23 protein-coding genes and 1 other RNA gene are annotated in these 25,989 nt (G+C 60.1%); 5 read left to right on the forward strand and 19 right to left on the reverse strand.

Translation table 11 applies throughout. The annotated features are described in order from the left end of the window. Positions 1 to 47: 47 nt before the first annotated feature. The 12 genes from G547_RS0108745 to G547_RS0108795 form a co-directional block, all read right to left on the reverse strand. The gene (locus tag G547_RS0108745; RefSeq protein WP_027329536.1) at positions 48 to 515 is read right to left on the reverse strand and encodes a Dps family protein; all 468 of its coding nucleotides are present in this window, start codon (positions 513 to 515) and stop codon (positions 48 to 50) included. Between the two features lie 163 nt (positions 516 to 678). Continuing rightward, complete coding sequence (locus G547_RS20730) at positions 679 to 2,766, reverse strand: vWA domain-containing protein (protein WP_036187829.1); 2,088 nt, start codon at positions 2,764 to 2,766, stop codon at positions 679 to 681. A 2-nt stretch (positions 2,767 to 2,768) separates the two neighbouring features. Next, complete coding sequence (locus G547_RS0108755; protein WP_027329537.1) at positions 2,769 to 3,437, reverse strand: YEATS-associated helix-containing protein; 669 nt, start codon at positions 3,435 to 3,437, stop codon at positions 2,769 to 2,771. 107 nt (positions 3,438 to 3,544) lie between these two features. Next, entirely contained in the window at positions 3,545 to 3,883 is a 339-nt protein-coding gene (locus G547_RS20735; protein WP_157209822.1) for a hypothetical protein, read from the reverse strand. Positions 3,884 to 3,974: 91 nt separating this feature from the next. Further along, positions 3,975 to 4,418, reverse strand: a complete 444-nt coding sequence (locus tag G547_RS0108765) for a YcgN family cysteine cluster protein (RefSeq protein ID WP_027329538.1) — start codon at positions 4,416 to 4,418, stop codon at positions 3,975 to 3,977. Positions 4,419 to 4,420: 2 nt separating this feature from the next. Further along, positions 4,421 to 4,714, reverse strand: a complete 294-nt coding sequence (locus G547_RS0108770; RefSeq protein WP_027329539.1) for a YcgL domain-containing protein — start codon at positions 4,712 to 4,714, stop codon at positions 4,421 to 4,423. Further along, on the reverse strand, positions 4,711 to 5,907 hold the full coding sequence (rnd, locus tag G547_RS0108775; RefSeq protein WP_051235112.1) for a ribonuclease D: 1,197 nt from the start codon (positions 5,905 to 5,907) through the stop codon (positions 4,711 to 4,713). The genes G547_RS0108770 and rnd overlap by 4 nt, the downstream gene beginning before the upstream one ends. Then, the gene (gene recR, locus G547_RS0108780; RefSeq protein ID WP_027329541.1) at positions 5,904 to 6,497 is read right to left on the reverse strand and encodes a recombination mediator RecR; all 594 of its coding nucleotides are present in this window, start codon (positions 6,495 to 6,497) and stop codon (positions 5,904 to 5,906) included. The genes rnd and recR overlap by 4 nt, the downstream gene beginning before the upstream one ends. A gap of 11 nt (positions 6,498 to 6,508) precedes the next feature. After that, positions 6,509 to 6,829: a YbaB/EbfC family nucleoid-associated protein gene (locus tag G547_RS0108785; RefSeq protein ID WP_027329542.1), complete on the reverse strand. Its 321-nt coding sequence runs from the start codon at positions 6,827 to 6,829 to the stop codon at positions 6,509 to 6,511. Positions 6,830 to 6,875: 46 nt separating this feature from the next. Next, positions 6,876 to 8,876, reverse strand: coding sequence for a DNA polymerase III subunit gamma/tau (gene dnaX / locus G547_RS0108790; protein ID WP_027329543.1), 2,001 nt, complete (start codon positions 8,874 to 8,876; stop codon positions 6,876 to 6,878). A 540-nt stretch (positions 8,877 to 9,416) separates the two neighbouring features. Continuing rightward, an RNA gene (gene ffs / locus G547_RS23025) (signal recognition particle sRNA small type) lies at positions 9,417 to 9,512 on the reverse strand. Between the two features lie 103 nt (positions 9,513 to 9,615). Then, complete coding sequence (locus G547_RS0108795; RefSeq protein ID WP_051235114.1) at positions 9,616 to 11,157, reverse strand: AbgT family transporter; 1,542 nt, start codon at positions 11,155 to 11,157, stop codon at positions 9,616 to 9,618. Between the two features lie 155 nt (positions 11,158 to 11,312). Here G547_RS0108795 and tpx point away from each other — a divergent pair, with 155 nt between their 5' ends. Next, a complete protein-coding gene (gene tpx, locus G547_RS0108800) occupies positions 11,313 to 11,813 on the forward strand; it encodes a thiol peroxidase (protein ID WP_027329545.1) in 501 nt (166 codons plus the stop codon). Between the two features lie 110 nt (positions 11,814 to 11,923). Here tpx and G547_RS20740 read toward each other — a convergent pair whose 3' ends face one another. Both G547_RS20740 and G547_RS0108810 read right to left on the reverse strand, forming a co-directional pair. Then, on the reverse strand, positions 11,924 to 13,177 hold the full coding sequence (locus tag G547_RS20740; protein WP_084645814.1) for an MHYT domain-containing protein: 1,254 nt from the start codon (positions 13,175 to 13,177) through the stop codon (positions 11,924 to 11,926). A gap of 90 nt (positions 13,178 to 13,267) precedes the next feature. After that, complete coding sequence (locus G547_RS0108810; RefSeq protein ID WP_027329546.1) at positions 13,268 to 14,188, reverse strand: LysR family transcriptional regulator; 921 nt, start codon at positions 14,186 to 14,188, stop codon at positions 13,268 to 13,270. Between the two features lie 155 nt (positions 14,189 to 14,343). Here G547_RS0108810 and metE point away from each other — a divergent pair, with 155 nt between their 5' ends. Beyond that, the gene (gene metE / locus G547_RS0108815) at positions 14,344 to 16,737 is read left to right on the forward strand and encodes a 5-methyltetrahydropteroyltriglutamate--homocysteine S-methyltransferase (RefSeq protein WP_027329547.1); all 2,394 of its coding nucleotides are present in this window, start codon (positions 14,344 to 14,346) and stop codon (positions 16,735 to 16,737) included. A 20-nt stretch (positions 16,738 to 16,757) separates the two neighbouring features. On the opposite strand, the gene G547_RS0108820 is transcribed toward metE, so the two are convergent. Beyond that, positions 16,758 to 17,153, reverse strand: coding sequence for a hypothetical protein (locus G547_RS0108820; protein ID WP_027329548.1), 396 nt, complete (start codon positions 17,151 to 17,153; stop codon positions 16,758 to 16,760). Positions 17,154 to 17,292: 139 nt separating this feature from the next. Next, complete coding sequence (locus tag G547_RS22625; RefSeq protein ID WP_051235115.1) at positions 17,293 to 18,228, reverse strand: diguanylate cyclase; 936 nt, start codon at positions 18,226 to 18,228, stop codon at positions 17,293 to 17,295. Between the two features lie 327 nt (positions 18,229 to 18,555). Here G547_RS22625 and G547_RS20750 point away from each other — a divergent pair, with 327 nt between their 5' ends. After that, positions 18,556 to 20,631 carry a hypothetical protein gene (locus G547_RS20750; RefSeq protein WP_027329549.1) on the forward strand — a complete coding sequence of 692 codons (2,076 nt, stop codon included), beginning with the start codon at positions 18,556 to 18,558 and terminating at the stop codon, positions 20,629 to 20,631. A gap of 115 nt (positions 20,632 to 20,746) precedes the next feature. Continuing rightward, complete coding sequence (locus G547_RS0108840; RefSeq protein ID WP_027329550.1) at positions 20,747 to 21,589, forward strand: 6-pyruvoyl trahydropterin synthase family protein; 843 nt, start codon at positions 20,747 to 20,749, stop codon at positions 21,587 to 21,589. A 347-nt stretch (positions 21,590 to 21,936) separates the two neighbouring features. Here G547_RS0108840 and lpxL read toward each other — a convergent pair whose 3' ends face one another. The 3 genes from lpxL to fabV form a co-directional block, all read right to left on the reverse strand. After that, positions 21,937 to 22,851: an LpxL/LpxP family Kdo(2)-lipid IV(A) lauroyl/palmitoleoyl acyltransferase gene (gene lpxL, locus G547_RS0108845; RefSeq protein ID WP_027329551.1), complete on the reverse strand. Its 915-nt coding sequence runs from the start codon at positions 22,849 to 22,851 to the stop codon at positions 21,937 to 21,939. 72 nt (positions 22,852 to 22,923) lie between these two features. Beyond that, positions 22,924 to 23,814, reverse strand: a complete 891-nt coding sequence (locus G547_RS0108850; protein WP_027329552.1) for an acyltransferase — start codon at positions 23,812 to 23,814, stop codon at positions 22,924 to 22,926. Positions 23,815 to 24,072: 258 nt separating this feature from the next. Beyond that, positions 24,073 to 25,257 carry an enoyl-ACP reductase FabV gene (gene fabV, locus G547_RS0108855; RefSeq protein WP_027329553.1) on the reverse strand — a complete coding sequence of 395 codons (1,185 nt, stop codon included), beginning with the start codon at positions 25,255 to 25,257 and terminating at the stop codon, positions 24,073 to 24,075. Positions 25,258 to 25,538: 281 nt separating this feature from the next. Here fabV and G547_RS0108860 point away from each other — a divergent pair, with 281 nt between their 5' ends. Next, a complete protein-coding gene (locus G547_RS0108860; protein ID WP_027329554.1) occupies positions 25,539 to 25,949 on the forward strand; it encodes an MAPEG family protein in 411 nt (136 codons plus the stop codon). The last annotated feature ends 40 nt before the right edge of the window (positions 25,950 to 25,989 follow it).

Consider the following 25,989-nt stretch of genomic DNA (forward strand, 5'->3'; position numbering starts at 1 on the left):
GACTCGCGACTCCCAGGGTCGGGGAGCGCTGAGCGCCAAAATGGGTTTTACTCCAGCAGACTGCGCAGCATCCAGGCGGTTTTTTCGTGCAGCTGGATACGCTGAGTCAACAGGTCAGCCGTGGCCTCATCATTGGCCGATTCAACAGCGGGGAACAAGGAGCGCGCCGTGCGTACCACCGCTTCGTGACCTTCCACGGAGCGTTTGATCATGTCTTCCGCTTTGGGAACGCCCGGCTCCTCTTTAATGCTGCTGAGTTCAACGAACTCCTTATAGGTGCCCGGTGCCGGAAAACCGATTGAACGGATCCGCTCGGCAATCACATCCACCGCTTCGGCCAGCTCGGTATAGTGTTCCTCAAACATCAGGTGCAACGTCTGGAACATCGGACCGGTCACGTTCCAGTGGAAGTTGTGTGTTTTCAGATACAGGGTATAGCTATCCGCCAACAGGCGCGACAGGCCTTCAGCAATCTGCTCCCGATCACTTTGTTTAATACCAATATCGATTTCCATGACCTTCTCCTCAATGGTTGAGTAATAAACCTTTTGCCGAATGTCTTTGCAACCCAGCTTACCCCTTTACATGATAGCCGGGTAGCCATAATTCAAGGCTCCACCTCACATACACATCTATTGAGGTAATAGCCCGGCTTTATCGACCAGACGTAATCGGGGATTACTGGCGCGGCTCATCATCGTCCTCATCCGAGAGGGGGAACAGCGGATCTTCATTCTCCAAATCAAAGCTGTCGCCCGTCTCCGGCGCACTCTCATCCTTATCCTTCGGCGGTGGTGGCGCCGACTCGGTGTCGATGCTCTGCATGAGAGGGGGCTCACCCTCGGCCGTATCGGCGGCGTCGGTCGGCGCATCCTCCTCCAGGTCTGGTGAGGCCTTGCGCTCACCCACGATGATGCGGTACGCCAGATACGCCAGCACCAGCAACAGACCGTTGGCAAGGACCAGACTGCCAACCAGAACGGCCGGATGGGTTGGTTCACTCTGAGAGGTTGAAGGTTTTTCAGCCTGAGGCTGAGCCGTCGGTTCCGGCTCATCGAGGTTGCTCAAGGTGGTGCTCGACACTGGCGCTTCTGTCGCCTCGCCTCTCCTGGCAATCTCCGCGGCTTCGCGCTGCGCCTCAAGTTGGCCTTCCTCGTTTTCGATTGCCTCTCCAACAGGATCCGGTTGGGGGTCATCCGCCTCGGGATAACTGAAGTATTGACTGGGAAGGTGCTCCTCGAAACGTTTTCCCTCGAGCGTACGCCCACTCGCCTTGAGCGAAATTCGGTAATGGCCTCTCTGCTCCGGAGTCAGTTCCAGCCGCCAAAGCCCGCGCTCAACCGGCTCCAACGCCTTGACCGAACTCTCACCACCGGAGTTTCGAACGTGTGCCACCAGACTGGTTTGTTCGGGGTTCAGTGTGTCCTTCCCATCCACCACCAATGTCCAGATCACCTGGTCCTGTTCGTGCCGCTTGGTAAAGCTTACGTCGAACTGGGAGGCCACTGCCAACTGGTGGGCATACAGGCGCGAGAACGTTTTTCCGTCGAGCGTCAGGCGCACATCATATTCGCCAGGCCGCTCGGGGGCCGGCAGCGCGAGCTCGTAGACACCGTCAGCAGGCGAGGTCTTTGGCCCGGAACGCTGGAAGATGACTTCATCCTCCGGGCCACGGATTTCGACGGTCACCGTCAGTAAATCCAGGACCTCCGGCTGATCAATGACGCCATTGTCGTCTCGCAGGTGAAACCGCAACGGCAGGTCTTCCCCTACATGGACGTTGTTGGGGACTGGCTCGACCACCAGCTTCAGATCACTGATCACTGTGAGCCGACTGAAGGGCTGCATATCCGCCTGGATTTTCCACCGACCCGGCAACGGCTCCGTCACCGTAATCAGGTCGTAGTCCTCGGTATGGTGCCAATTCATGTTGGCGAGCTCAGAGGGGTACCGGTATTCCCGGTTTTTCGGGTCGATCAGCCGGGTGGGGGTCTGTCCCGGTTCGCGTCGAATCAGGGCGGTAAACTCCTGAACGCTCTTGTCGATCAGAAAGAAACCATCATTAATGGGCAGTTGATCCGCCGGCACAGTCTGCTGAAAGATGAGCAGCAGACTGTTCATCAGATCCTCCGCATTGCGGGCCCGACTGAACAGCCCATCGGAGGTACGGGCTATCTGACGCAGGAGGTCCTCATCAGCTTCGTCGGACAGACCGATGGTGTGTACCCGGTAGCCCGCCGCTCTGAGCTTAGGCACCAGGGTATTAACCACCCGTTGTTGCTCCCGGGCGCTGACGGCGGCATCCGGGCTGACATCGACCATACCGTCGGTCAGCAAAATAATATCGGCTCGCCGACCCTCTTCTTTCAGTAGAGCGCGATCGTACGCGGCCTCTTCCAGGGCGGCGCCGATATGGGTGTAAAGCGCAACGGAGTTGATATCGTCCACACGGGTAAGCGCATGGGCTTTCCAGCCCGCATCGGCCTGCTCGTGAGGAATCAGCGTGTTGACGGAGCCCCCAAACGTCCAGACGCCAGCCCGACTGTCGGGCGGAAGCAATCGGACAAGAAGGGAGAGCGCCGGGCGGCGCAGGTTGTCCGGGTCCGTTCGGGCCATACTGCCGGAAATGTCCACCACCAGGCGGATATCCGCCGGCGCCAACGTCTCGGGGACCTGCGCTTCACGCTCTGTGGCCACCTGCGCCTTGACCGGCACGCCGAAGGCGAGCAGGACCAACAACCACAACGCCAGGCACTGACCCTTCATCGCTAGACCATAATATCCAGAGCCCGCCGACCTTTCTCGGTCAGGTACCAGCGGATGCCTTTGCGGGTGTTAAGTCTGCCGGCCAACTGACGACTGACCAGCACATTGAGAGATTTCTGGATGGTGGTTTCATCCGCTCCCGCCTCGCGGCACAGCCCCGCCATGGAGCGGTAGATGTGGCGCCCCACTCCGAGGGTCTTGAGCACCTTGCTGGCCGCGATGTCCAACTCTTCCGGCTCCATGGGGCCGGCATTGTCGTCCAGATCGGTTTCCTGCTCGGTTTCGGTGTCCAGCAGAGGCAGCAACTCTTCCTGCATGATGCGCAACTCGTGCTGCATGTCTTCCACTTGAGTACGGGCCGCCATCGCCTCGCGCAGAATGCGTTTGGGTGTGCTGGTCAGCACCAGGCGCGAGGCGATGGCCACGATCAGACAGAAGCCGGTGTAAATCAGCAGACGGGAGGGGTCATCTCGAATTTCGGTAATCAGATCACTCTGCACGAAAAACAGTATGACCGGCACCAGAAATGCCGCGCCAATGCCCATGACGATGCAACGCGGCAGTGCCGCGTCGTCTTCCCGTTCCTGAGTCATCTGATAGTAGTTGATCAGACCGCCGAACACGCCAGCGATACTCATCACCGCCGCCAAGATAAAAATATGATTCGCCATGACGATCTCCTGTGACGTCAGCCACCGTGCCTCAATACCCAAAGCAAGGGACACAGCTGGCAGTTTAATTACTCTTAGTTATAGCAGTTCTGTCCCAGAGGGCAACATCAGTCCGACGACGGCTTGGGTCGTACCAGCAGTTGGAAGACCAGGGAAAGCACCAGCGCCATCAACCACACCCCCAACAAAATCAACCCGGAACGGGAGGCACTGGCCAGGGTATCGAACCACGCATCCAGAACCATCACAAAAAGTGCTGGCGCCAAAAACAACTGATCCTCAACCACAATGGGCCCAGGCGTCAAGAGCAGGGCCGCCACTGTCACCAGCAGCAAATGCCGCCACTCCCGCTTGGCGTTACGCGTGATCCGCCACGCGACCGCCAGCAGCGCGAGGCCGCCGGCTCCGTAAACCATCCAGGCAATGGCATAACCTGTTGTCATCACTTTGTCGGCTCCTATCAGCTCCACTTGAATCGGTGCGGCCCAATCACTGTTGCCGGACGATCAATTTTACAAGTTATTGGGTCTCATCGCCTCACACCCAGGTAATGGCGTATTCTTCCCAATCTTCCTCCGGGATGTCGCTTTCCGACACAAATCGACCGGCCGCGGACACGCCCGCCCGCCGCACACTGGTCGGGTCACCGCTCAGCAATGGGTGCCAGTCTGGCAACGGCTCACCCTCGGCCAGCAGCCGGTAGGCACAGGTATCGGGGAGCCAGTGAAACGCTTCCACATCTTCCGGTCGCAACACGGTGCAGTCGGGCACATTGCGCTGTCGGTTGGGATAATCCGTACAACAGGCGGTTTCGCCATCCAGATAGCGGCAGGCGATATTGGTGAACAGCAGTTCGCCAGTCTCCTCGTCCTCAAGCTTGTGCAGGCAGCATTTCCCACAGCCATCGCACAGGGATTCCCACTCCGCGGCGGTCATTTCCTCCAACCGTTTGCGTTCCCAGAAGGCGCGCTGAGCGACCACGGCTAATGCCCCAGTTTGCTGTTGTGACCGTGAATATTCGCCGCCTCTGCATCGGCCTCCGGCCCGGGGGGCAACTGCAGGTAGTAACCCGGCTCGTCCAGACAGGCGAGCACCCGCTCGGCGCTGGTACGCGCGAGTTTGCGCTCCGGAGTGAGCGCCAGAATCATGGCCGACTGGGGCTTGCCGAAGCGTTTCAGCAAGTCCTCCGGCACACGCTCCAGGCCCTCGGCACGCTTTACGTAAAGGTACATGCCCGCCTCTTTGGGGCTGCGAAACACTTCCACCAGGGTTTTCATTGCTCACTCTCCTCGCCCGTCTCCGGCAGACTCGATCGCTCTCGCTCGGCGGCCTCCAACAGGCCCTGCCCGAGCAGCTCGAAGCGCCAGCCCTTCAACCGCTGAGGCAATTCAAACGAACCTCCCTTGAGACCGGAGCGGACAATGGCCTCATATTCGCGTTTGCGCACCAGCAGCTCCGGCGGCAACGCCAATGACTCGGCGATGCCGCGAACATGGCGCTTGAGCGCCTTCATCATCGGGGCTTCAGCCCTTCCCAGAGGCGGGTCCAAGCGCTCGGGCCAGTCACTCTCGGGCTCGCTCAGCGCTACCTGAATTTCGGCCAGCAAGGCTTCCCCCTCTTCCACCTGGGTATGCGCGGGTACGTCTTTCAACGCCTGCAGCTGAGCCCGGTCCGACGGCTGGCGACGAGCCAATTCCCACAGCCCCGCTTCCTTGATCAGACGGTTGCGCGGGCGATCGCGCTCGCGCGCTTCGCGTTCACGCCAGGCGCTGAGACGCCGAAGCACGGCCAGTTCGCGCCGACGCAACTTCCAGGCCGAACCCAGTTTGAGATAGTACCGTTCGAAATCCGGCTCGGCCTTGGCATTGGCCACCAACTCCGCACTGTCGGCCCGCGCCCACTCAAGACGACCGGTCTCGCGCAACATCTTGAGCAGCTTGCCGTAAACCACGAGCATGTGTGCCACATCAAGGGCGGCGTATTTTTTCTGGGGCACAGAGAGCGGCCTTTGCAACCAGTCCGAGCGGGTCTCCCCTTTGGGAATGTCGATATCGAGCAGGGTATTGACGAGGTTGGCGTAGCCGATGGAAAAGCCCAACCCGGCAAAGGCGGCTCCGATCTGGGTATCAAACAGTGGTTCGGGCAGCACCCCCAACCAACGCTGGAATACCTCCAGATCTTCGGAGCAGGCGTGCAATACCTTGGTGACCTCCGGGTCCTGAAACAGGGTACGGAGCGGCTCGAGTTCATCGATCGCCAGCGGATCAATCAGGTAACAGCCTCGCCCGTCGCCGATCTGCAGCAGTCCGGCAATCGGATAAAAGGTTTCCGAGCGCATGAATTCGGTATCCACCGCGATCGCCCCCTGCCCTCGCCAGCGCTCGCACAGCTCTGCCAAGTCGTGGTTTTGATCAATCCAGATGGGGTCGGTCGGAATGGGGGCTGCGGGGTTGGTCGGAGTGCTGGTCATAAGGCCTTTCGACTGGAAAATGCATGGGCGAGGGTGCCACCGTCGACGAACTCCAATTCACCCCCGAGGGGCACGCCGTGAGCGATCCGCGAGACGGCCACACCCAGCTCCTTGGCACGCTCACTGATATAGAAGGCGGTGGTTTCGCCCTCCATGGTCGGGTTGGTGGCCAGAATGACTTCGTTCACTTCGCCGGTTTTCAACTGGTTGACGAGATGATCCATACCGATCTCCTCCGGCCCGATGCCGTCGATGGGAGAAAGGCGCCCGAGCAGCACAAAGTACTTGCCCTGGTAGCCGCCAGCCTGCTCAATGGCGACGACATCGGCCGGGGTTTCCACCACACACAGCACCGATCCGTCCCGGCGAGGGTTCTCGCAGATACCACAGACGGTTTGTTCGGTGAGCGTACGGCAGCGCTGGCAGCGCCCCACGCCCTCGATGGCCTTGTCCAGGCTTCGGGCGAGGCGGGCCGCCCCCTCGCGATTGTGCTCCAGCAGGTGCAACACCATCCGCTGGGCCGACTTGGGCCCGACACCGGGCAGACAGCGCAGCGCTGAAATCAGATCGTCAATCAGGGGACTGAACACAGAGGTCACCTTTAAAACGGCATCTTGAAATCCGGGGGGATACCCATGCCGGAGGTCATATCGGCCATTTTTTCCTTGCTGTTGGCCTCTACTTTGCGCACTGCGTCGTTGACGGCGGCGGCAAGCAGGTCCTCAAGCACCTCTTTGTCCTCGCTCATGAGGCTGTCATCAATGTTAACGCTGCGAACGTCGTGGCGTCCGGTCATGACCACGGACACCAGGCCAGCACCGGACTGGCCGGTCACTTCCGACTGAGCCAGTTCTTCCTGCATTTTCTGCATGTTGGCCTGCATTTCCTGGGCCTGCTTCATAAAATCGCCCAAACCTTTCATAACTCACCTCTTACTTGATGCCCACTAGCGGGCTGCCTGCCCCCTCTTACTCCAGGGGCTGAACGGTATCCTCGCGCAACGTTGCGCCAAAGTGTTCGACCAGCTGTTGTACGATGGGGTCCGTTTTCATGGCTTCAAGCGCCTGGACCCGATTCTCTTCTTTGATTCGCTGCGCCTGGGCGGCGGGCGTCTCACCCTCGACCTCGCCAGGCTGAATGCGCACCCGCACCGGCTCACCGTAATAGTCCGTGAGCACGTCCGCCAACCGCTGCTGCTGGCCTTCGTCAAACAGGGCACTGTGGCGCTCATCCAGGACAAAGCTCAGGTCGTTACCCTGACGGCCCACCAGAACGCAGTTGGCGGCGGTGCTCTGAAGCAGCCCGCCAGCGTTGAGCCCCAGAAACACCTGAGCCCAATTTTCCGGCCGGGTATCGGCAAGCGCCACCTTGGGAACGGTTTTCTTTCGCGGCGGCGGCGCTCCGGTCTCCACAGGCTTTGTGGGGGCCGCTGAGCTGGCGGGTGGAGGCGCCGGCGGCTCAGATCGAGGCTGAGGCTCAGGCGTTCGCGGCGGCGCATCGATTGCCCCTCGCGGCTCCGGTGCATGCTCAGAGCGCTCCCGCACTTTCTTCGGTGCGGGCTGGTAGGGACCGTCGAACGGCGGCATGTCTTCTTCCGTGTACGGCGGCGGCTCTTCTTGTTGCGGCATCGGTGGTTCTTGAGCCACAGGCGCGTCCTGAGTCACGGGAGACTCTGCCGAGCGCGGCGCTACCGGCTCGGGAGGTTTGTCAGCGAGCGGCTTTGGGTCGGTGGCCGGCTCCTCCCGAGCGGTGAAATCGGGAGCAGCTTCAGTCTTCGCCGCCGGCGTCTCTTCGGGAATCTGCTCTGCCAGACGCTCGCCCGGGCTGGTCGGAGGTGTATTTTCACCCGCGGCAGGCAATGGTTTCTTGGGGATTTCAGCCAGGCCCTGAGGCTTGAAGGCCAGCATCCGCAACAGCACCATTTCAAGGCCAGCGCGTGGATCCGGCGCCAGGGGCAGATCCCGCCGCCCGAGCAAAGCGGTCTGATAAAACAGCTGAATGTCTTCCGGTGGCAATGCCTGGGCCAACTCCAACACCTTGTCCCGGTCACCGTGACTGTTGTCCACCGCTTCGGGCAGGGCCTGGGCGATCGCCACCCGATGCATCAGCGCCAGTAGCTCGGCCAGAGCGGCGGCGTAGTCCGGCGCCTGCTCTGACATCTGCTCCACCGCGCCCAGCAACGCCTTGCCGTCCTGGCGGGCCAGCGCTCCGATCATCTCGTAAATGGCGCGCTGGTCAATGGTGCCCAGCATGGTGCGCACTTCGGCTTCGGTAATCTTGCCGGAGCCGTAAGCAATGGCCTGATCGGAGAGACTCATGGCGTCGCGCATACTGCCGTCTGCCGAGCGACCCAACAACCAGAGCGCGCTTTCTTCGAACGGGACCAGCTCCTTTTCCAGAATCTCTTTGAGGTGGTGCACGATCCACTCGGGATTCATGTTCTTCAGGTTGAACTGAAGGCACCGGGAGAGAATCGTGACCGGCAGCTTTTGCGGGTCGGTGGTGGCCAGCAGGAATTTGACGTGCGGCGGCGGCTCTTCCAGGGTTTTCAGCAGGGCATTAAAGCTGTGGCCGGAGAGCATGTGCACTTCGTCGATCAGGTAGACCTTGTAGCGGCCTCTTGTCGGAGCGTACTGGACGTTTTCCAGCAGTTCCCGGGTGTCTTCAACTTTGGTGCGGGAAGCCGCGTCCACCTCGATCAGGTCGACAAACCGGTTTTCGGCGATTTCCACGCAGGCGCTACACTGACCACAGGGCTCGGAGCTGACGCCGCTTTCGCAGTTGAGGCATTTGGCCAGGATACGGGCAATGGTGGTTTTGCCGACGCCGCGGGTACCGGTAAACAGGTAGGCGTGGTGCAGCCGGTTGTGGTCGAGGGCATTGATGAGCGCCTGGAGCACGTGCTCCTGCCCCACGGTCTCACGGAACGTGCGTGGGCGGTATTTGCGGGCCAGGACTTGGTAGCTCATGCCTTCCTCAGTGGATCGATGGTGCGAATCAAAGCGCGAGTATACCGGAAGATGCCCTTCTATATATACGCCACCGGCTTCCCTCCCACTGACTCTTGTTGAGGCGTCGCGTCCGGTCCGCTGTCGGGTGCATGGTTCCCGGACACGCCGTGAACCCATCCCTGGGGGCTCGAATCGCGGGTCCCCCGCTCCACGATCCGGGAACCATGCACCCGACAGCGGACCTCAGTGCCATTAGCCCCCAAAGGAGAAGAGTCGTGTTGAGGGTTGGTCTTCGCGCTGAGGCCCGAGGAGGGGTAGACCGGTTGTAGACTCTCTGAGGCATGGATGCCGATGAGAAGCCCCCATGGATGGGTTCACGGCGGGTCTACAACCGGTGTACCCCTCCTCGGGCCGTACGTGATGACAATGAAACACCTCCCTATTTTGGGGAGCTATATTAAATGCGCTTACGGCGGGTGCGCTTCGCTTACCGCGCCCTACAGGGATACAACGAGCGAGCAACTAAGGAAAGACGTAACGGGAGAATTAAGGAGGCGACCTCACCAGCCACACCCCGGCACATGAATGACTGCTACCGTTGCTCCCTTCCGGGCCTGGCGGGGTTCACAGCTTATCATTGCGAGGGGACCGGCAAGGCCACCATAGCGGCTCGAGCGTCCGAAGCACCGGGCGGCGCCTCTCTCGAGTGGGGCGCATTATCCGCAGTTTGCCCCCACTTTGCAACCGTCCTTGAGCCTCAATCCAGCAGCATCTCCGCTCCCGGGCCGAGTGGTAGGCCGAGCCAGAACCACAAAAGCATCAACAGGCTCCAGCTTGCCAGAAACGCCAGGCTGTAAGGCAGCATCATTGACATCATCGTACCGAGCCCCAGGTTGGGCCGATACCGTTGGGCAAAGGCCACCACGACTCCGAAGTACGGCATCAGCGGGGTGATGATGTTGGTGCTGCTGTCACCTATGCGAAACGCCATCTGAGTCGCTTCCGGACTGATGCCCAGCAGAAACAGCATGGGCACGAACACCGGCGCCAGCAGGCCCCACTTGGCCGAAGCGCTGCCGATGAACAGGTTGATAAACGCCGCCATAAACACAAACACCAGCAACAGCAGGCTCTCCGGCAACGCCAGGCTTTCCAGCCAGCCCGCCCCGGCAACCGCGAGCAGTGTCCCCAGGTTGCTCCAGGCGAAGTAGTTCACAAACTGAGCGGCGAAGAACATCAGCACAAGGTAGCCCGCCATGGTGGCCATGGTGGTTTCCATGGCATCGACCACTTCGGAACTGCGGGCGTAGCGACCGCTGAATCGGCCAAAGAGCCAGCCCGCCACGGCGGCGTAAAAGGCGATCAACACCACCACGCCACGCACGGCAGCCGACCCCAGCAAGCCGGGATTGTCGGGGTCTCTGAGCGGGGCGCCTTCCGGCACGGCGGCAAGCACCACCACGGTGATGAACAGCAGGGTCCAGAGGGCGACCGCCCAGAGGCCGCGAATGTCCTCGGGCGGCATGAAGGTGCCAGCATCCGGCTCTGAAGCCGGGGCGGTGTCTTCCGTTTCCGTCCTCTGCAAATAGGGTACGACCCAACGCTCCGTCACCAGCGCCCCAACAAGGCTGAGCAGCACCGTGGAGGCCACCGCAAAATAATAGTTACTTTCAATCCCCACGGTGTAGCCGGGGGAGACGATCCCCGCCGCTTCGGTAGACATTCCCGCCAGGATGGCATCCGCCGGTCCGAGGAGAAGATTGGCGCTGTAGCCGGCCGACACCCCAGCGAAGGCAGCGGCAATGCCCGCCAACGGCGGTCGCCCCGCCACGGAAAAAAGCACGCCGGCCAGGGGAATCAGCACGACATAGCCGGCGTCCATGGCCAGATTGGAGAGGATGCCGGCAAACACCACCACCCAAGTCATCAGCCATCGGGGCGCGCCGCGTACCAGCCGCTCCAGCAGCACCCGAAGCAGGCCGGAGTGCTCCGCGATACCCAGGCCCAGCATTGCCACCAACACGGTACCCACCGGGGCGAAGCTGACGAAATTCTCAACAGTATGGGTCAAAATCCAACGCAACCCTTCAGCACTGAGCAAACTGCGGGCTACTACGACCTGAGCCTGGCCCGGCACCCGCGTTTCCGCACCCAGAGCCGCGACCAGCGCGGACACCACCATCATTGCCACGCAGAGCCAGAAAAACAGCAGCGCCGGAGTCGGCAACCGATTTCCCCAGCGAGCAATGCTCGACAGTAGGCCGTCCTCCGTTGTCGGTGTTTGGTGTTCTTTGTTCATGGGTATTCCCTTGTGGATCACGATTACGGGTGGTTCGCGTATCAAGTAAAGAAACTATAACGCCACTTGCAATATGCTCGACTCAGCGTTGTAATGCCTATCTCGCGGTCTGTCCAGCAGCCCGTGTTTTTCTCACCATTCAGCAGGAGCACAGCATGGCAACTGTTACATTGAAAGGTAACCCGTTTAAAACCAGTGGCGAGCTGCCCGCCAAGGGAAATAAGGCCCCGGAATTCACCCTGGTAAAAACCGATCTGTCGGAAGTCAGCCTGAGCGACTTCAAAGGCCAGCGTGTAGTGCTGAACATCTTCCCCAGTGTCGACACTCCCACTTGTGCTCAGTCGGTGCGCGCCTTCAATGAAAAGGCCAGTTCACTGGAAAACACCGTGGTTCTGTGTGTCTCGCAGGACCTGCCTTTTGCCCTCGCCCGCTTTTGCGGCGCCGAAGGCCTGGACCAGGTCATTCCCGCTTCCGCCTTCCGCTCCAGTTTCTCAGAGGATTACGGCGTACGCATGGCCGAAGGGCCCCTGACCGGCCTGAACGCCCGTTCAGTGGTCATTGTTGACGAACAAGGCCAAGTCATTTACACCCAACTGGTTGGCGAAGTCGCCGATGAACCGGACTACGACGCCGCCATGAGTGCATTGGGCGCCTAGACTCCACCAGGGTGAACCACAAAAAAGCCAGCCTCTACGCTAAGGCTGGCTTTTTACGTTCGGTCGTCTCGACAACGCCACCGTCCCTTCCCTGGACGGCTGCGCTAACCCTACGCCACTTCGGCGGCGGTTTTGCGCCCGCGCAAGCCCACGCCCTCAGAGGAGCGCCCTTCAGGCTTGATCCACTCGCGAATTTTTTGGGCCCCCTGAATCAAACCGCGGCTATTACTCGCTGAGGACGGGAACTGACTGGCACCCCAGCCCCACAGGTAGCGGACCCCGGACGCGGGAAGGGCCGCTGACAGTTGGGCAATCCGTCGCTTAAGCGTCGCTACCCGCACGGAGGGGTGCAACACCATAAAGCTGTCAGTGCCATAGCGAACCACGTGCTCGGCGTTGTTGAACACCGCTTGCAGTTGCTGCGCAAAGGTTCGCAGGTCTTTGTCATCCATCAGCTCCACCTCGAAGTAAAGCAGCATGAAAGGCGACGGCTGAGCCCCCTGCTCATCCACCCGCAAACGGTTAAGCAGGCGTTGATCCATGAAACTCCGGTTCCCCAAGCCGGTAACGGTGTCGTAAAACGCGGCCTGATGAGCCTGTTCCTGGGCCGCCGTTTGAGCGTCCCGGGCCCGCTCACGCGTTTTAAGATCGCTGTAGGCCACATAAATTGCCAGCAATAAAAGCGCACTCGAGACAATCGCTGTCGGCACACCCATCCAGTCCCCTTGAAGCCCATTGGAGACAGCCATCGAGGCGCCCATGGGGTAAACCGCCCCCACCATTCCCGAGTAGTGCATACCGCAAATGGCGGCACCCATAACCAACGCCGCCAGCGCCTTGACCCATGGCGCCTGCTGGGCGGAAACGGTGCGAATCCAGCGGCAAATCACCAGGGCAGCGCCAGAGGCCCCCACGGCAATCACGCCTGAAATCGTGACCCATACCGGGTCGTATTGGATGGCGGGCTGCATTTGCATGGCATACATGCCGAGATAATGCATGGAGAAGATCCCCATCCCCATAATCAGCGACGCCAACACAACCCCCGGCGGCGTGACCCGCGGCAGGGTGATTACGTGCAACGCCAAACCGGAAGCAAACAGCGCGGGTAACCAGGACAACACCGTCAGGCCCGCACTGAACGACATTGTCATCTCCATCGGCATTTCATAGGCACTCATTCCGACGAAATGCATGGACCAGATACCGGTGCCCAGACACAGCGCCCCGGCAATCAGCCAGGTGCGCCGCTTGGCCCCGTCGAGATGAAAGACCCGAGAGCCGAAGTAGATGGCTGTATAGGAGGCAATAACCGCCACACAGTAGGAGGCGATTACCAGAATCGCATTGTAAGAGCCCGTCATAGAGAGTCCCCGCCGGAAATAGCGCAATCAGAATGGTTGGCAACCAGACGATTTACGCGACACCTCCTCAAACGGATCACTATTGACGGCTCATCCCGACACGCGTCGCACCCCTTTAAGATTGTGCAGGCAATGATCCCGGGCGAGTTTGAGAAAATCCTGCATATAGGGGGCCTCAAGCTGGGTTTCCCGCACCGCCGCGTAGAGAATCGGCCACACCCCCCGGACCCCCGCCGAGCGTACTGTCAGCAGCGATTGATCAACATACTCGGCCAAGACCCAGTTGGGTAGCGCGGTTACGCCCCGCCCACTGGCCACCAGCTGGACCATCATCATCGTCAGCTCGGTCGTGCGCACAGCCGCGGGCTCAACTCCAGCCGCCTCGAGAAACTGCTTGAATACATCGAGCCGACCGCGCTCGACCGGATAGGTAATCAGGGTTTGGTCCAGCAGGTCCTCCGCCTCCAGATAGGGACGTTCGGCCAGGGGGTGATTTTTGGCCAGGGCGAACTGCATTTCGTAGGCGAACAGCGGCACATACTCAACGCCGCGAATCAGCTGTGGGTCCGCAGTGACGACGAGATCAATATCTCCCTGAATCAGCGCCGGCAGGGGTTCGAAGGTAAACCCGCTGGAGAAATCCAACTCAATCGCCGGCCACTGGTTGCGGTAGACCTCGACTGTCGGCATCAGCCAATTGAAGCAACTATGGCATTCGATGGCCATGTTCAGCCGCCCGGCCTCGCCGTGCAGGAGTTTGTGAATGTCCCGCTCCGCCTCATCCAGCCGTGGCAGAACGTCATCGGCCAAAGCCAGCAGACGTTTCCCGGCCGCGGTAAAGCGAAGCGGCCGGCTTTTTCGGGTGAACAGCTCACCCCCCAACCGACTCTCCAGGTCTTTCAACTGATGGGAGAGTGCCGACTGGGTCAAATGCACTCGCTCGGCCGCTTCGACCAAGGAGCCGGTTTCCCGCAAAGCCACCAGTGTTTTCAAATGACGAATATCCAGCATACAGCGACACCTCTAATGAAAAGCGACTCTCTTGTCATCGCCAATCATTAATATTTTTCATGGTTAAACTGAAAAAACTCAGTTTGATTCATGTTACCACTTTGCCGAGAATACTGACCATCCTCAATCACATCATTTAGCGCAAAGGTGACAGCATGAGCCACATTCAAACGCACAATCTGGGGTTTCCCCGCATCGGTGCCCAGCGCGAACTCAAACGAGCCGTAGAGGCCTACTGGCGGGGAGACCTGCCCCTGAGCGAACTGGAAGAGGCGGGACGGGAGCTGCGTCAGCGCCACTGGCAACAGCAGGCCGACGCCGGCCTGGACTGGATTCCCACCGGGGACTTCGCCTGGTACGACCAGGTGCTGACCTTGTCTGCAACTCTGGGCAATGTGCCCGTCCGGCACCGCCCCGGGGCAGCCGCGGCCAATGAAGCGAGTGAACCGCACGACGGCGGCAACTGCTGCCAGCCGGAGGACGAGGCTCTGCCCGAGGCCCCGGCCGGCCCCTGCTCCGACGTCGACCTGGACACCCTGTTTCGTATGGCCCGTGGCCGTGCCCCCACGGGCGCCACGGCAAGCGCCAGCGAAATGACCAAATGGTTCGATACCAACTACCACTATCTGGTGCCCGAATTTCACCCGGAACAGACTTTTGAGCTTTGCTATCGCCAGATCATTGATGAAACCCGAGAGGCGATCGAACTGGGATACAAAGCCAAACCCGTTATTCTGGGCCCGCTCAGTTATCTGTGGCTGGGTAAAGAAAAGGCGGCCGGCTTCGACCGTCTGAGCCTGTTGCACAACCTGATCCCCGCCTACCAGGCTCTGCTGGATGCCCTGGCGCACGCGGGGGCCGAGTGGGTTCAGATTGACGAACCGATTCTGGTGCTGGATCTACCGGGGGAGTGGCAACAGGCGTTCGAGGCCTGTTACCACCAACTGCAGACGCGCTCGCCGAAGCTCTTGTTGGCCACCTATTTTGGCGGCCTGGGGGACAACCTCTCCACGGCCATCAACCTGCCGGTGGCCGGACTGCATATCGACGCGGTGCGCGCGCCGGAGCAGCTAGTGACCGTGGTGGACCGCCTGCCCACGCACAAGATTCTGTCCATCGGACAAATCAACGGACGCAACATCTGGCGCAACGATCTGCAGGCCTCGGTGGAAACCCTTCGCGGCTTGGCCAGGCGACTGGGCGAGCGGCTGTGGCTGGCCCCGTCATGCTCCCTGCTCCACGTCCCCGTTGACCTCAAACGCGAGGCGAAACTGGACGAGGAGCTCAAAAGCTGGTTGGCCTTTGCCCAGCAAAAGGTGGACGAGGTGGTGATTCTGGCCGACCTTTTGGGCGAATCGCCGAGCGAACGGGCCGAGTCCGCGTTGAGCGCGAGCGATGCGGCGGTCCATTCACGCAAAACGTCAAGGCGCATTCACAACGACGCTGTGCAGGGTCGCCTGAAAGCCATCACCCCGGCTGACAGCCAGCGCCACAGTCCGTTTGCGAAACGCATCCAGGCGCAACAGGCTTTATTGCAGTTGCCCCTGTTTCCGACCACAACGATCGGCTCCTTTCCCCAGACCACGGAAATTCGCCAGAACCGTCGCGCCTTCAAGCTGGGCCAGCTGTCCGAGGTGGAGTACCAGAGCCGTATCCGCCAGGAAATCGCGGACTGTATTGCCAAGCAGGAACAACTGGGACTGGATGTACTGGTTCACGGCGAGGCCGAACGCAATGACATGGTGGAGTACTTCGGCGAGCAGTTGGAAGGCTATGCCTTTACCCAGTTCGGCTGGGTACAGAGCTACGGCTCGCGCTGCGTGAAGCCGCCCATCATCTACGGAGACGTCTCCCGCCCCGGCCCCATGACGGTGGCGTGGGCTCGCTACGCCCAGTCTCTGAGCCGCAAACCGGTCAAAGGCATGCTCACCGGCCCGATCACGATGCTGTTCTGGTCATTTGTCCGGGACGATCAACCTCGCGCCACTACCGCCCGGCAGATCGCCCTGGCACTGCGGGATGAGGTAGTGGATCTGGAGTCGGCGGGGATTCGCATCATTCAGATTGACGAGCCGGCGCTTCGCGAAGGCCTGCCCCTGCGGCAGAAGGAATGGCAACCCTACCTCGACTGGGCCGTGGAGGCGTTCCGCCTGAGCGCCAGCGGGGTAAGCGATGAGACTCAGATTCACACGCATATGTGCTACTCGGAATTCAACGACATCATCGACGCCATCGCCGCGCTGGATGCGGACGTGATCACCATTGAAACATCGCGGTCTCAGGGGGAGTTACTGGAGGCGTTTGAGCGGTTCGACTACCCGAACGACATTGGCCCGGGGGTCTACGACATTCACTCGCCCAACGTGCCACCCACCGAAACCATGGCAAAAGTGATCGAGCGCGCCGCTCAGCACCTGCCCAAGGAAAGGTTGTGGGTGAACCCGGACTGTGGGCTCAAGACCCGCGGCTGGCCGGAAACCGAAGCCGCGCTGGTGGGAATGGTGGCGGCCGCCAAACGGCTGCGCAAGCGTTTGAGTGAGGCCGCCTGATAGCGACGGCCCCACAGCCATCAGGCTCGCCGACGGGTCTGATGGCGGCTGCGAGTGTCCACCCTACCGGCGAGCAGGTCATACAGCCCTTCCCGGGAGCTGTGTCCAACCGGCTCGGAACGCAAGGCCATTGGTGAACGGCCGACCCATTCGGCGCGCCAGCGCCAGAACTCCGGGTCCTCCGGGTCGCCTCTGAGCTCAATAATGGCGAGCCTTGAGGGGTCCAATGGCAAACGCTCCATCAACTGCACCAGGAAGGGCTCGGCGTTTTTGCCAAAAAAGCTGGAAGCCTGTTGTTTCGGCGCACAGACAAAGAGCGTGTCGCGCTTTTCGCCTTGCAGGAATTTGACACCAAGGGTGACTGGCTGGCCCAGACGATTGGTCAGAGACAGTGGTTCAACAGCGGGATGGGGCATAGCGTACAACATTCCAGGAGGCATTGGCCTCGGCAACCAGTAATGGCCGCGCAGTGTACCCATCCGCTTCGAAGTTACAAGTGAAAATTGCGTGAAAGTTGATCAAAAACAATCGGGGACCGGTTACAGCCTCACCCACTCAACAGGGGGCCGTCTCCTTCACGCCGGAGCGAACCACCCGATTGTGGCCATGGGTTTTGGCATAATAAAGCGCGCGGTCAGCCGAGGCGATCAGGCTTTCGAGATCCTGCCCGGGGTCGCTCGCCACACCGGCACTTAACGTCAACACCCCCAGCGGGCTGGGCGCGTGCTCAATGTGCAGATTCTGGACAGCTTCTCTCGCCCGGTTGGCCCCTTGCCATGCCCCCTCCAGATCCGTATCCAGCATCAGCAACAACAGCTCTTCACCGCCGTAACGGTAGAGAGAGTCGTGCTGGCGCAAATGCAGCTTGATAGCGCCACTGACGCGCTGAAGCGCGCGATCGCCCGCCAGGTGGCCGTAGTAGTCGTTGTACTTTTTGAACCAGTCCAGGTCCAGGAGTGCAAGCGCGTACTGGCGCCCCGGCTGGTGGCGAAGGGTCTCCAGATCCCTCTCCATGGCCCGTCGGTTGCCAATGCCCAGGAGCGAGTCCTGGAGGGATTCCATTTTCAGGGTCCGGTTGGCGCTGATCAGCTCGGACTGACGCTCGAGCACCTGGATATAGGCCTGAGTCATATCCGTCTGGGTGATCATGCCCACCAGAGCGTTATCTTCGCCGAGGACCGGAATCTGTCGCTGCTCGCTTTCACGGGCGAGCTTCAAGGCATCAAGCAGGGAGGCTTTGGCGGAAACACAGCGCGGATTGGGGCTCATGACGCTTCCCGCGCACACCTGAGACAGCGCATCGGCTTCCAGCATTCGGGCAAGAACGGACACCAGGTCGCGCTCGGTGATCAACCCCACCACCTCCCGCTCCTGCAGCACCACGGCGCAAGAGTGCCGGTTCCGCTGCATGAGCGCCAGCACCTCACAAAGCCCCTGCTCGGGCGCCACAAAGGTGCCCACGGGCGTCATTAATTCTTGCACGGTAATCATCAGGGACTCCGCTTGCGAACCCGGCCTACCCCCACTCGCTCTCCACCGCCTTCACGAGAGAGCGCCAAAGACCGGGCATCATAGCACAGATGGCGTCGAATTCATCTGCATATTGTCGGTTTTCTGTCGGCTCCACCAAACCAACACCCGAAGGCCTCGTCAGTTCTGCCCCCTCCACTTCAAGGACGCCCACAAAAAAGTTCCCTCGGTACGGATTTTATCGGCCAAATCCCGGTCCAACCGCCGGACACAGGCGCCAGCATTTGACACGGCGGCCCCAGGCGCCGAGAATCGCGGGCTTCCTTAAAATCTCAGGTACACAAAGGCATGCGTAACACTCGAGACACCGGATCGATCCCCTCCCATCGCCTATGGCTTCCCGTTTTACTCGCTCTGACTCTGGGCGCCTGTGGCAGCGATGATGACGACAACCCGTCCTCCTCCAGCTCTTCCAGCTCCAGTTCGAGCTCAAGCTACAGTGGCGGCATCGAGAATGCGGGCAACACCGGCGGTATTTCCGACGCCAAGTGGCCGGAAATCAACCTTGAATCCACCGAGCCGAAGCAGCTGCACTTTTCCTGGACCCCTGTCGAGGGTGCCGAGTACTACCAACTTTGGAAAAACCCCGACGGCAACAGCGGCTACGAGCTGGTTTCGGATAACCTGACGGCTCCGGAAGCGACTGACACCATTGCCGTCCATCAGCACGATTGGGACGACGCGCTTTATCAGGTCACCGCCTGTCTGGACGCGGAATGCACCGACTCGGAGAACTCCGACGAACTGGTGACCCTATCGGCCATGCTCGACACCATGGGCTTTGTGAAAGCCTCCAACACCAACGAAGGCGACTGGTTCGGCTGGAGCCTCACCCTGTCAGACGATGGCAGGACGCTCGCGGTGGGCGCGAGCCGGGAAGCGAGCCAGGCTCGCGGCGTGAATGGCGATCAGTCCGACAACTCGGTTTTCGGCGCCGGCGCTGCCTACGTGTTCGCTCTGGTTGACGGCCTCTGGCAACAGGAGGCCTACCTCAAGGCCTCCAACACCGAGGCCCCCGCCACCAATGACGAGGGCGAGGACATCACCCGCACCAATGACCGCTTCGGCTATCGGATCGAGCTGTCCGGTAACGGAGACGTACTGGCGGTCAGCGCCGCTTTCGAAGACGGCAACGGCACCGGCATCAATCCCGAAGAAGACAACAACGCCGGCTTCCAGACCGGAGCGGTCTACCTGTTCAAGCGCGGCGAGTCCGGCTGGAGCCAGGACGCGCTGATCAAGGCGTCCAACGCCGACCCGGCCGAGGAGGACGACGAAGAGTCCACCGAAGAAGAAGCGGCGGAAGAGGATGATGGCACCATCACCATTCCCAGCAACGCCGGCGACACCTTCGGCTATCGTCTGGCGTTGTCCGAAGACGGCACCACCCTCAGCGTGAGTGCAATCTATGAGAGTAGCAGCGACACCGGCATCAATGGTGACGAAAGCCTGAACGACGCTCCCAGCGCGGGCGCCGTCTACGTATTCAGCGATGGTAACGAAGGCTGGGCTCAGCAAGCGTACATCAAACCCTCCAATACCCGCGCGGGACAGCTGTTTGGCAGCGCCCTGGGCCTATCCGCCGATGGCAATACCCTGGCGGTTTCCGCTGAAGGGGAAGACAGCGCCGCTACCGGTATTGATGGCGACGATGAGAACGTCAACGCGAGCAACACCGGTGCGGTGTATCTTTTCAGCCGTGAGGACGGCGAGTGGAGCCAGACGACCTACATCAAACCAAGCCACACCTACGAGCCCGGGTTGATTGCCGCTGGCGTTGTTCAACGTTTTGGTAGCAGTCTGGGCCTTTCCGCCGACGGCACGACTCTCGCCGTTTCCAGTTTGGGCGATGCCAGCGGCGGCGACGGCGTGGACGCAAGTCCGGATGATTATGACCTTCAGGACGCCAGCACCATCGCTCCCTACAGCGGTGCGGTCTACCTGTTCGAGCAGGACGAGGACGGGTGGAGCCAGACGGCTTATCTGAAAGCCTCCAATAGCCGGCAGAACCTGCGCTTTGGCCAAACTCTCAGCCTTTCCGGCGACGGCAATCATTTGGCCGTGGGCAGCCTGCGCGAATCCAGCGCGGAAACCGGCATCAATGGGGACGCCACCGACACCTCCGTCACCCAGGCCGGTGCCGTCTACTACTTCGTCCGTGACGGTGAGGGCTGGCGCGAGCACGCGTACGTGAAATCACCCACCACGGAAGAATACGACAACTTCGGCCAGAGCCTGGACCTGTCCCTGGATGGCAGCACCCTCGCGGTCGGCAGCCATCGCGACGACAGCGAGGCCACCGGCATCAACAGCGGGCGCAACAACAACGATGCACGCGACTCCGGCGCCGTGTTTCTGTACTAATTGGGTCCAACCGTACCGATTGATCCCAGGGGGGCGGCCCGAGTCCGCCCCCCTGCACAGACCCCCTCCAACTGTTATCATAATCCCCAACGTTTTCAACTCAGGTCAATACGCTATGCTGCTTTTCGTCGACAATCTTGCCACCGTGGATTTCAGCTTTCTGGACCCCCGTCGGGGCCTGTTGGGAGAGACTTGGCTGGCCGATGTGAAACTGGCGGGGGACCTTGATGAGCAGGGTATGGTGTGCGACTTCAGCACCGTAAAAAAGGCTCTGAAAACCTGGCTGGACAAGGAAATTGACCACCGACTGCTGGTGCCGAGCCAATCCCCGCAACTGACGATGGAAGAAAAGGGGGACCAGATCACGCTGCACTGGCGTTTTGGGGACCGCGAGGAGTACGTCGATTTAACCTGCCCGCGCCAAGCCATTGCACTGGTGGACACCGACGAGCTGACCCGAGAGAGTGTGGCCAAATGGTGCGTTTCCCAGCTCGAGAAAGAGTCGCTCTTCCCGGCCGGGACCAAGCTGGATCTGAGTTTTACCACGGAGTCCATTGAAGGGGTTTTCTACCATTACAGCCATGGTCTGAAGAAGCACGAAGGCAATTGCCAGCGCATCGCCCACGGCCACCGTTCGACAATTTCGATCTGGGCGGATGATATTCCCTCACCGGCGCTGGAAGGCGAGTGGGCCAGCCGCCTGCGGGATATTTACCTGGGCACCACGGAGGATTTGGTATCGGAAAAGGACGACTATTATCGCTTTGCGTATTCGGCGCCTCAGGGGGATTTCGATATCACCCTGCCCCAGCGCTGTTGTTATCTGATGGAGACGGACACGACGGTTGAGCTGATCGCGGATCATATCGCGAAGGTGACCAAGTCGGAGTACCCCACCAGCACCATTCGCGTCAAAGCATTCGAAGGCATGAACAAAGGGGCGATTGCTGAAGCTTGATGTCAGACGGAGATGTTTTTCACTGCGTAGAGAGCCGGATCCGGCATCGGGTAGTCCCTTCTCAAAACGCGATGAATCCATCCCTGGAGCTCCCTCACTTCATCCCTGAAGTGAGGGTTTGAGATGGGACTACCCGACACCGTATCCTCCGTTCCAGTCTGAAAATTCGATCTACGTAGTAAAGTTCTATCCGTCCACCTCGGAGGGCCCGATGCCGGGTGAGCTGTTGTCAAACCCTCACTTCAGGGACGAAGTGAGGGAGCTATAGGGACATATTCATCGCGTTTTGACAACAGCTCACTCGGTAGCGGGCCCGGACTCCACTACGAAGCTACCACCAGAGAGAATCAAGAATAAAGAGGAGGCTCGCCCTCGGGGCGGGAGCGGAAGCGCGGTTGGGCCCAGAAGTATTGCTCTGGATGCTCGCGGGCTGCCGACTCCATAAACTGGCTCACCCGCAAGGTATCCTCATACTCATCCCCCGTCGGGAAATTCTCCAACGGCGGCAGCAACGCCAACTCATAGCCACGGCCGTTCGGCAACCGATAATGGGTAAACGGAATCACCCGCGCATTCCCCATTTTCACCAACTTACCCGTCGCACTGACCGTCGCCGCCTGTACCCCGAAAAACGGCACGAACACACTGTTCTTCGCACCCAGGTCCCGATCCGGCGCATACCAAATGAAACGCCCCTTTCGCAGCCGCGACACCATGGTGCGAAGGCTATCCCTTGGAATCGTCAAGGTTCCCGGCGCGTAAGACTCACGACGATTTTTCTGCAAATAATCGTACACCGGGTTGCTGTGGGGCCGATACATCGCATCGAAGTCAGCGCGTTGCCCCAGGAGCGCCCCCCCAATTTCCAGGGTCGTCAGGTGCAGGCCCAGCAGCAAAGCCCCCTCGCCCGCCTCTTGAGCGGCCTCGGCGTGTTCGAGCCCGGTGACGTGAAAGAGTCGGCGCAACCGCCAGTTGGGCCAGAACCAGGCAATGCCGGTTTCAAACACCACCATCGCCGTGGAAACCAGGTTTTCGTTGAGCAGTTTTTGCCGCTCGGCTTCGCTCAGTTGCGGAAAGCAGAGCTCGATATTGCGTCGGGCGTAGCGATAGCGTTTCTTGTTGAGTTTCAGTAGCGGCGCCAGCGCGCGCGCCAGCCACCACTGAAGACGATAAGGCAACTGCGCCAGCACAAACCAGAACCCCGCACCGATCCAGGAGGGCCAATGCCGGGGGGCTAGCAGTTCGCGGGGAAAAGAAGACATAGATCAACCGTGCAGGGGAATCACTCATTCGTTACGCGCATTATAGGCGCTCTGCTGGGTAACTGCATCCGTTCACAACGAGCGATCATGGATCAGACGCTCCAGACGCTGGTCTTTCTCACGCCACAGGTCGTTGACCCACGATTGGAAGCGCTCCCGAAACTCGGCATCGCCCGGGTAGTCACCAATCAGATCGTCGGTAATGGGCATTGAGCGGATGTGCATATGGACGTTTCGCACCCGGCCGCAGGCGTAGTCCCAGAAGCTGGGGCGGCCTTCGGGATAGGCGATGGTGACGTCCAGCAGCTGGCGAAGTTGGCCGTTCATGGCGGCGAGGGTGAAGGCCAGCCCTCCGGCTTTGGGTTGCAGCAGGTGGCGGTAGGTTTCACCTTGTGCTCGATGTTTGGCGGGGGTGAACCGGGTACCCTCGAGGAAGTTGATGATGGTGACGGGGCTGTGCCGGTACATTTCGCAGGCGCGCTGGGTGCGTTCTAGGTCTTGGTTGGCGAGTGCGGGGTTGCGCCGGATTTGGGCTTTGCTGTGGCGGCGCATGACGGGGAAGTCGACGGCCCAGAGGGCTTGCCCCAGGAGGGGAACCCAGAGCAGTTCTTGTTTGAAGAAGAATTTGACGTAGGGGATGCGTCGGTTGAGTACGCGCACGAGGATCATGATGTCGACCCAGGACTGGTGGTTGGCGATGAGCATGTACCAGTCGTTTTTGTTGAGTGTGTCGAGTTCGCCGCTGGTGTGGATGTGGGTGCGGGTGAGGCGTTTTTGGTGGTAGCTGTTAGCTTCGATCCAGCCGCTGGCGATTTGGTCGAGGATTTGGTTGCAGGGGCGTCTGAGTCCGGGAATGAGGAGTTTGATCAGGGCGACCGGCATGATGAGCAGGAAGGCGATGATGATGGTGATCACGTAGAGGGACAGGCTTAAAATGCCAGTAAACGGCTGGAGTAGTCGCATGCTAACTCATTATAAAAATTATCTAGACGTGAACCTGAAGCGCCCTATATTAACGTCCGGTGAGAGCAGTAATACCCGTTGGAGACCCGCCGTAAACCCATCCCTGGGGGCTTCTCATCGGCATCCATGCCTCAGAGAGTCTCCAACGGGTATTACTGCTCTCACCTCCGTGCCAAAAACCAACCTGACTAGTACATCCAAGACTTTGCCAGGTCGATTTCAACTGAAACAACAAGGTATGTCCGAAAACATACTTAATCAAAACGGCGCTTTGACGACCGGGTCGGTTTCGGCTTCGTAGTCCACGCCGTCGACGCCGAAGCCGAAGAGTTTGAGGAAGCCGTCGTTGTAGCCTTTGTAGTCGGTCAGTTCGAACAGGTTCTCTTCGGTGACCTGGGGCCAGATTTCCTCGACTTTGGTCTGGACGGAGGGGTCCAGTTCCAGGTTGTCGACGCGGAAGCGGTCTTCGCTGTCCAGGCGTGGGTTGGCGCTGTAGAGGCATTCGACGAACAGGCGTTGCAGTTGTTCGATGCAGTCTTCGTGGGTGCCCTGCTCTTTCATGACTTTGAACAGGATGGACATGTACAGCGGCATAACCGGGATGGCGGAGCTGGCCTGGGTGACGACGGCTTTGAGTACGGAGACGTGGGCGGTGCCGTTGATGTCGTCGAGCTTCTGGTCGATGGCGAGGGATGCACGGTCCAGGTCTTCTTTGGCTTTGCCGATGGTGGCTTTGCCGTAGATGGGCCAAGTCAGCTTGTCACCGAGATACGTGTAGGCGGTGGTCTGGCAGTTTTTGGCCAGGACGTCGGCTTCTTTCAGGGCGTCGATCCACAGTTCCCAGTCTTCACCTCCCATGACTTTGACGGTGTTCTGGATTTCTTCGTCAGTCGCGGGTTCGATGGTGTTTTCGTTGATTTTCAGCGTGTCGGTGTTAAGGCCTTTGGAGGTGTAGGCCTGGCCGATGGGCTTGAGTACGGAGTTGTAGATGTCGCCGGTTTTGGGGTCGACGCGGCGCGGGGACGCCAAGCTGTAGACCACCAGGTCGATCTGGCCCAGGTCTTTTTTGATCTGCTCGATGGTCTGCGCTTTGATTTCGTCGGAGAAGGCGTCGCCGTTGATAGTGTGGGCGTAAAGACCGTCGGCTTCGGCGAATTCGTGAAAAGCGGCGGTGTTGTAGTAGCCGGCCGAGGCGGTGCGCTTCTCGGTGGGCGGCTTTTCGAAGCAGACCCCGATGGTTTTGGCGCCAGAACCGTAGGCAGCGGTAACGCGGGAGGACAGGCCATAACCGGTGGAACAGCCAATCACCAGCACGTTCTTCGGTCCGCCGTTAATCTTGCCTTGCTGCTTGGTGTATTCGATTTGCTCGCGCACATTGGCGGCACAGCCCTGCGGGTGGGCGTTGGTGCAGATAAAACCGCGTACTTTTGGCTTGATAATCATAAATGTCCTACTGTTTACTGGATCTCAATCTAGACTCTCAGAAGCCCCACCGCTCTTCACCGGGGCGAAAAGCCGGTATTGTATCAGCAGATTGCTTGATTTACTTATTTGGCCAATCGACTCAGGTGTGGCACTGAGGTAGCGGCGGGGTGTAGCCTTCCAAGACCGTGGAGCGGGGGACCCGCGATTCGAGCCTACAGGGAAGTATTTACGGCGTGTCTTGGAAGGCTACACCCCGCCGCTACCGGACTCGATGACAATCTCGACTAGGGAAAATGACTATGCTAAACCCCATGCTCGCCCTGATGTTCTGGACCCTCTGTGTCGCACTCTACCTGCTCACCCTTCGAATCCGGGCGGTTCGCCGGGGCGATGCCTCGCTGGGCTACTTTCGGCTCTATACCGACACCGACAAGGCGCCTCCCACTCGGGCGATCGCCGCCTCGCGCCACTACGACAACCTCTTCCAGGTGCCCGTCCTGTTCTACCTGGCCTGCGTTACCGCCCTCGCTCTGGGGCTGCCGGGGGCGCCGGTGCTGGCCTGGGCGTTTGTGGTGCTGCGGCTCATTCACGGATTCATCCACATGGGCTACAACAACGTACGTCATAGACTCGTCGCCTTTTTGGCCGGTAACCTCGTTCTGTTGGGCATCTGGGTATTGATCGCCCTCCAGGTCAGCAGCCGAGGCTGAAAGCCGGGCGGGTTTTGGCATTGGAGAAACCGCTGCCAAA

This window comes from Marinimicrobium agarilyticum DSM 16975 (assembly GCF_000423345.1).
Lineage (GTDB): Bacteria > Pseudomonadota > Gammaproteobacteria > Pseudomonadales > Cellvibrionaceae > Marinimicrobium > Marinimicrobium agarilyticum.

Coding starts and splice junctions, on each gene's coding strand:
- G547_RS0108745 (WP_027329536.1), bottom strand. CDS start 515: ATGGAAATCGATATTGGTATTAAACAAAGTGATCGGGAGCAGATTGCT.
- G547_RS20730 (WP_036187829.1), bottom strand. CDS start 2,766: ATGAAGGGTCAGTGCCTGGCGTTGTGGTTGTTGGTCCTGCTCGCCTTC.
- G547_RS0108755 (WP_027329537.1), bottom strand. CDS start 3,437: ATGGCGAATCATATTTTTATCTTGGCGGCGGTGATGAGTATCGCTGGC.
- G547_RS0108770 (WP_027329539.1), bottom strand. CDS start 4,714: ATGAAAACCCTGGTGGAAGTGTTTCGCAGCCCCAAAGAGGCGGGCATG.
- rnd (WP_051235112.1), bottom strand. CDS start 5,907: ATGACCAGCACTCCGACCAACCCCGCAGCCCCCATTCCGACCGACCCC.
- G547_RS0108785 (WP_027329542.1), bottom strand. CDS start 6,829: ATGAAAGGTTTGGGCGATTTTATGAAGCAGGCCCAGGAAATGCAGGCC.
- dnaX (WP_027329543.1), bottom strand. CDS start 8,876: ATGAGCTACCAAGTCCTGGCCCGCAAATACCGCCCACGCACGTTCCGT.
- G547_RS0108795 (WP_051235114.1), bottom strand. CDS start 11,157: ATGAACAAAGAACACCAAACACCGACAACGGAGGACGGCCTACTGTCG.
- tpx (WP_027329545.1), top strand. CDS start 11,313: ATGGCAACTGTTACATTGAAAGGTAACCCGTTTAAAACCAGTGGCGAG.
- G547_RS20740 (WP_084645814.1), bottom strand. CDS start 13,177: ATGACGGGCTCTTACAATGCGATTCTGGTAATCGCCTCCTACTGTGTG.
- G547_RS0108810 (WP_027329546.1), bottom strand. CDS start 14,188: ATGCTGGATATTCGTCATTTGAAAACACTGGTGGCTTTGCGGGAAACC.
- metE (WP_027329547.1), top strand. CDS start 14,344: ATGAGCCACATTCAAACGCACAATCTGGGGTTTCCCCGCATCGGTGCC.
- G547_RS0108820 (WP_027329548.1), bottom strand. CDS start 17,153: ATGCCCCATCCCGCTGTTGAACCACTGTCTCTGACCAATCGTCTGGGC.
- G547_RS22625 (WP_051235115.1), bottom strand. CDS start 18,228: ATGATTACCGTGCAAGAATTAATGACGCCCGTGGGCACCTTTGTGGCG.
- G547_RS20750 (WP_027329549.1), top strand. CDS start 18,556: ATGCGTAACACTCGAGACACCGGATCGATCCCCTCCCATCGCCTATGG.
- G547_RS0108840 (WP_027329550.1), top strand. CDS start 20,747: ATGCTGCTTTTCGTCGACAATCTTGCCACCGTGGATTTCAGCTTTCTG.
- lpxL (WP_027329551.1), bottom strand. CDS start 22,851: ATGTCTTCTTTTCCCCGCGAACTGCTAGCCCCCCGGCATTGGCCCTCC.
- G547_RS0108850 (WP_027329552.1), bottom strand. CDS start 23,814: ATGCGACTACTCCAGCCGTTTACTGGCATTTTAAGCCTGTCCCTCTAC.
- fabV (WP_027329553.1), bottom strand. CDS start 25,257: ATGATTATCAAGCCAAAAGTACGCGGTTTTATCTGCACCAACGCCCAC.
- G547_RS0108860 (WP_027329554.1), top strand. CDS start 25,539: ATGCTAAACCCCATGCTCGCCCTGATGTTCTGGACCCTCTGTGTCGCA.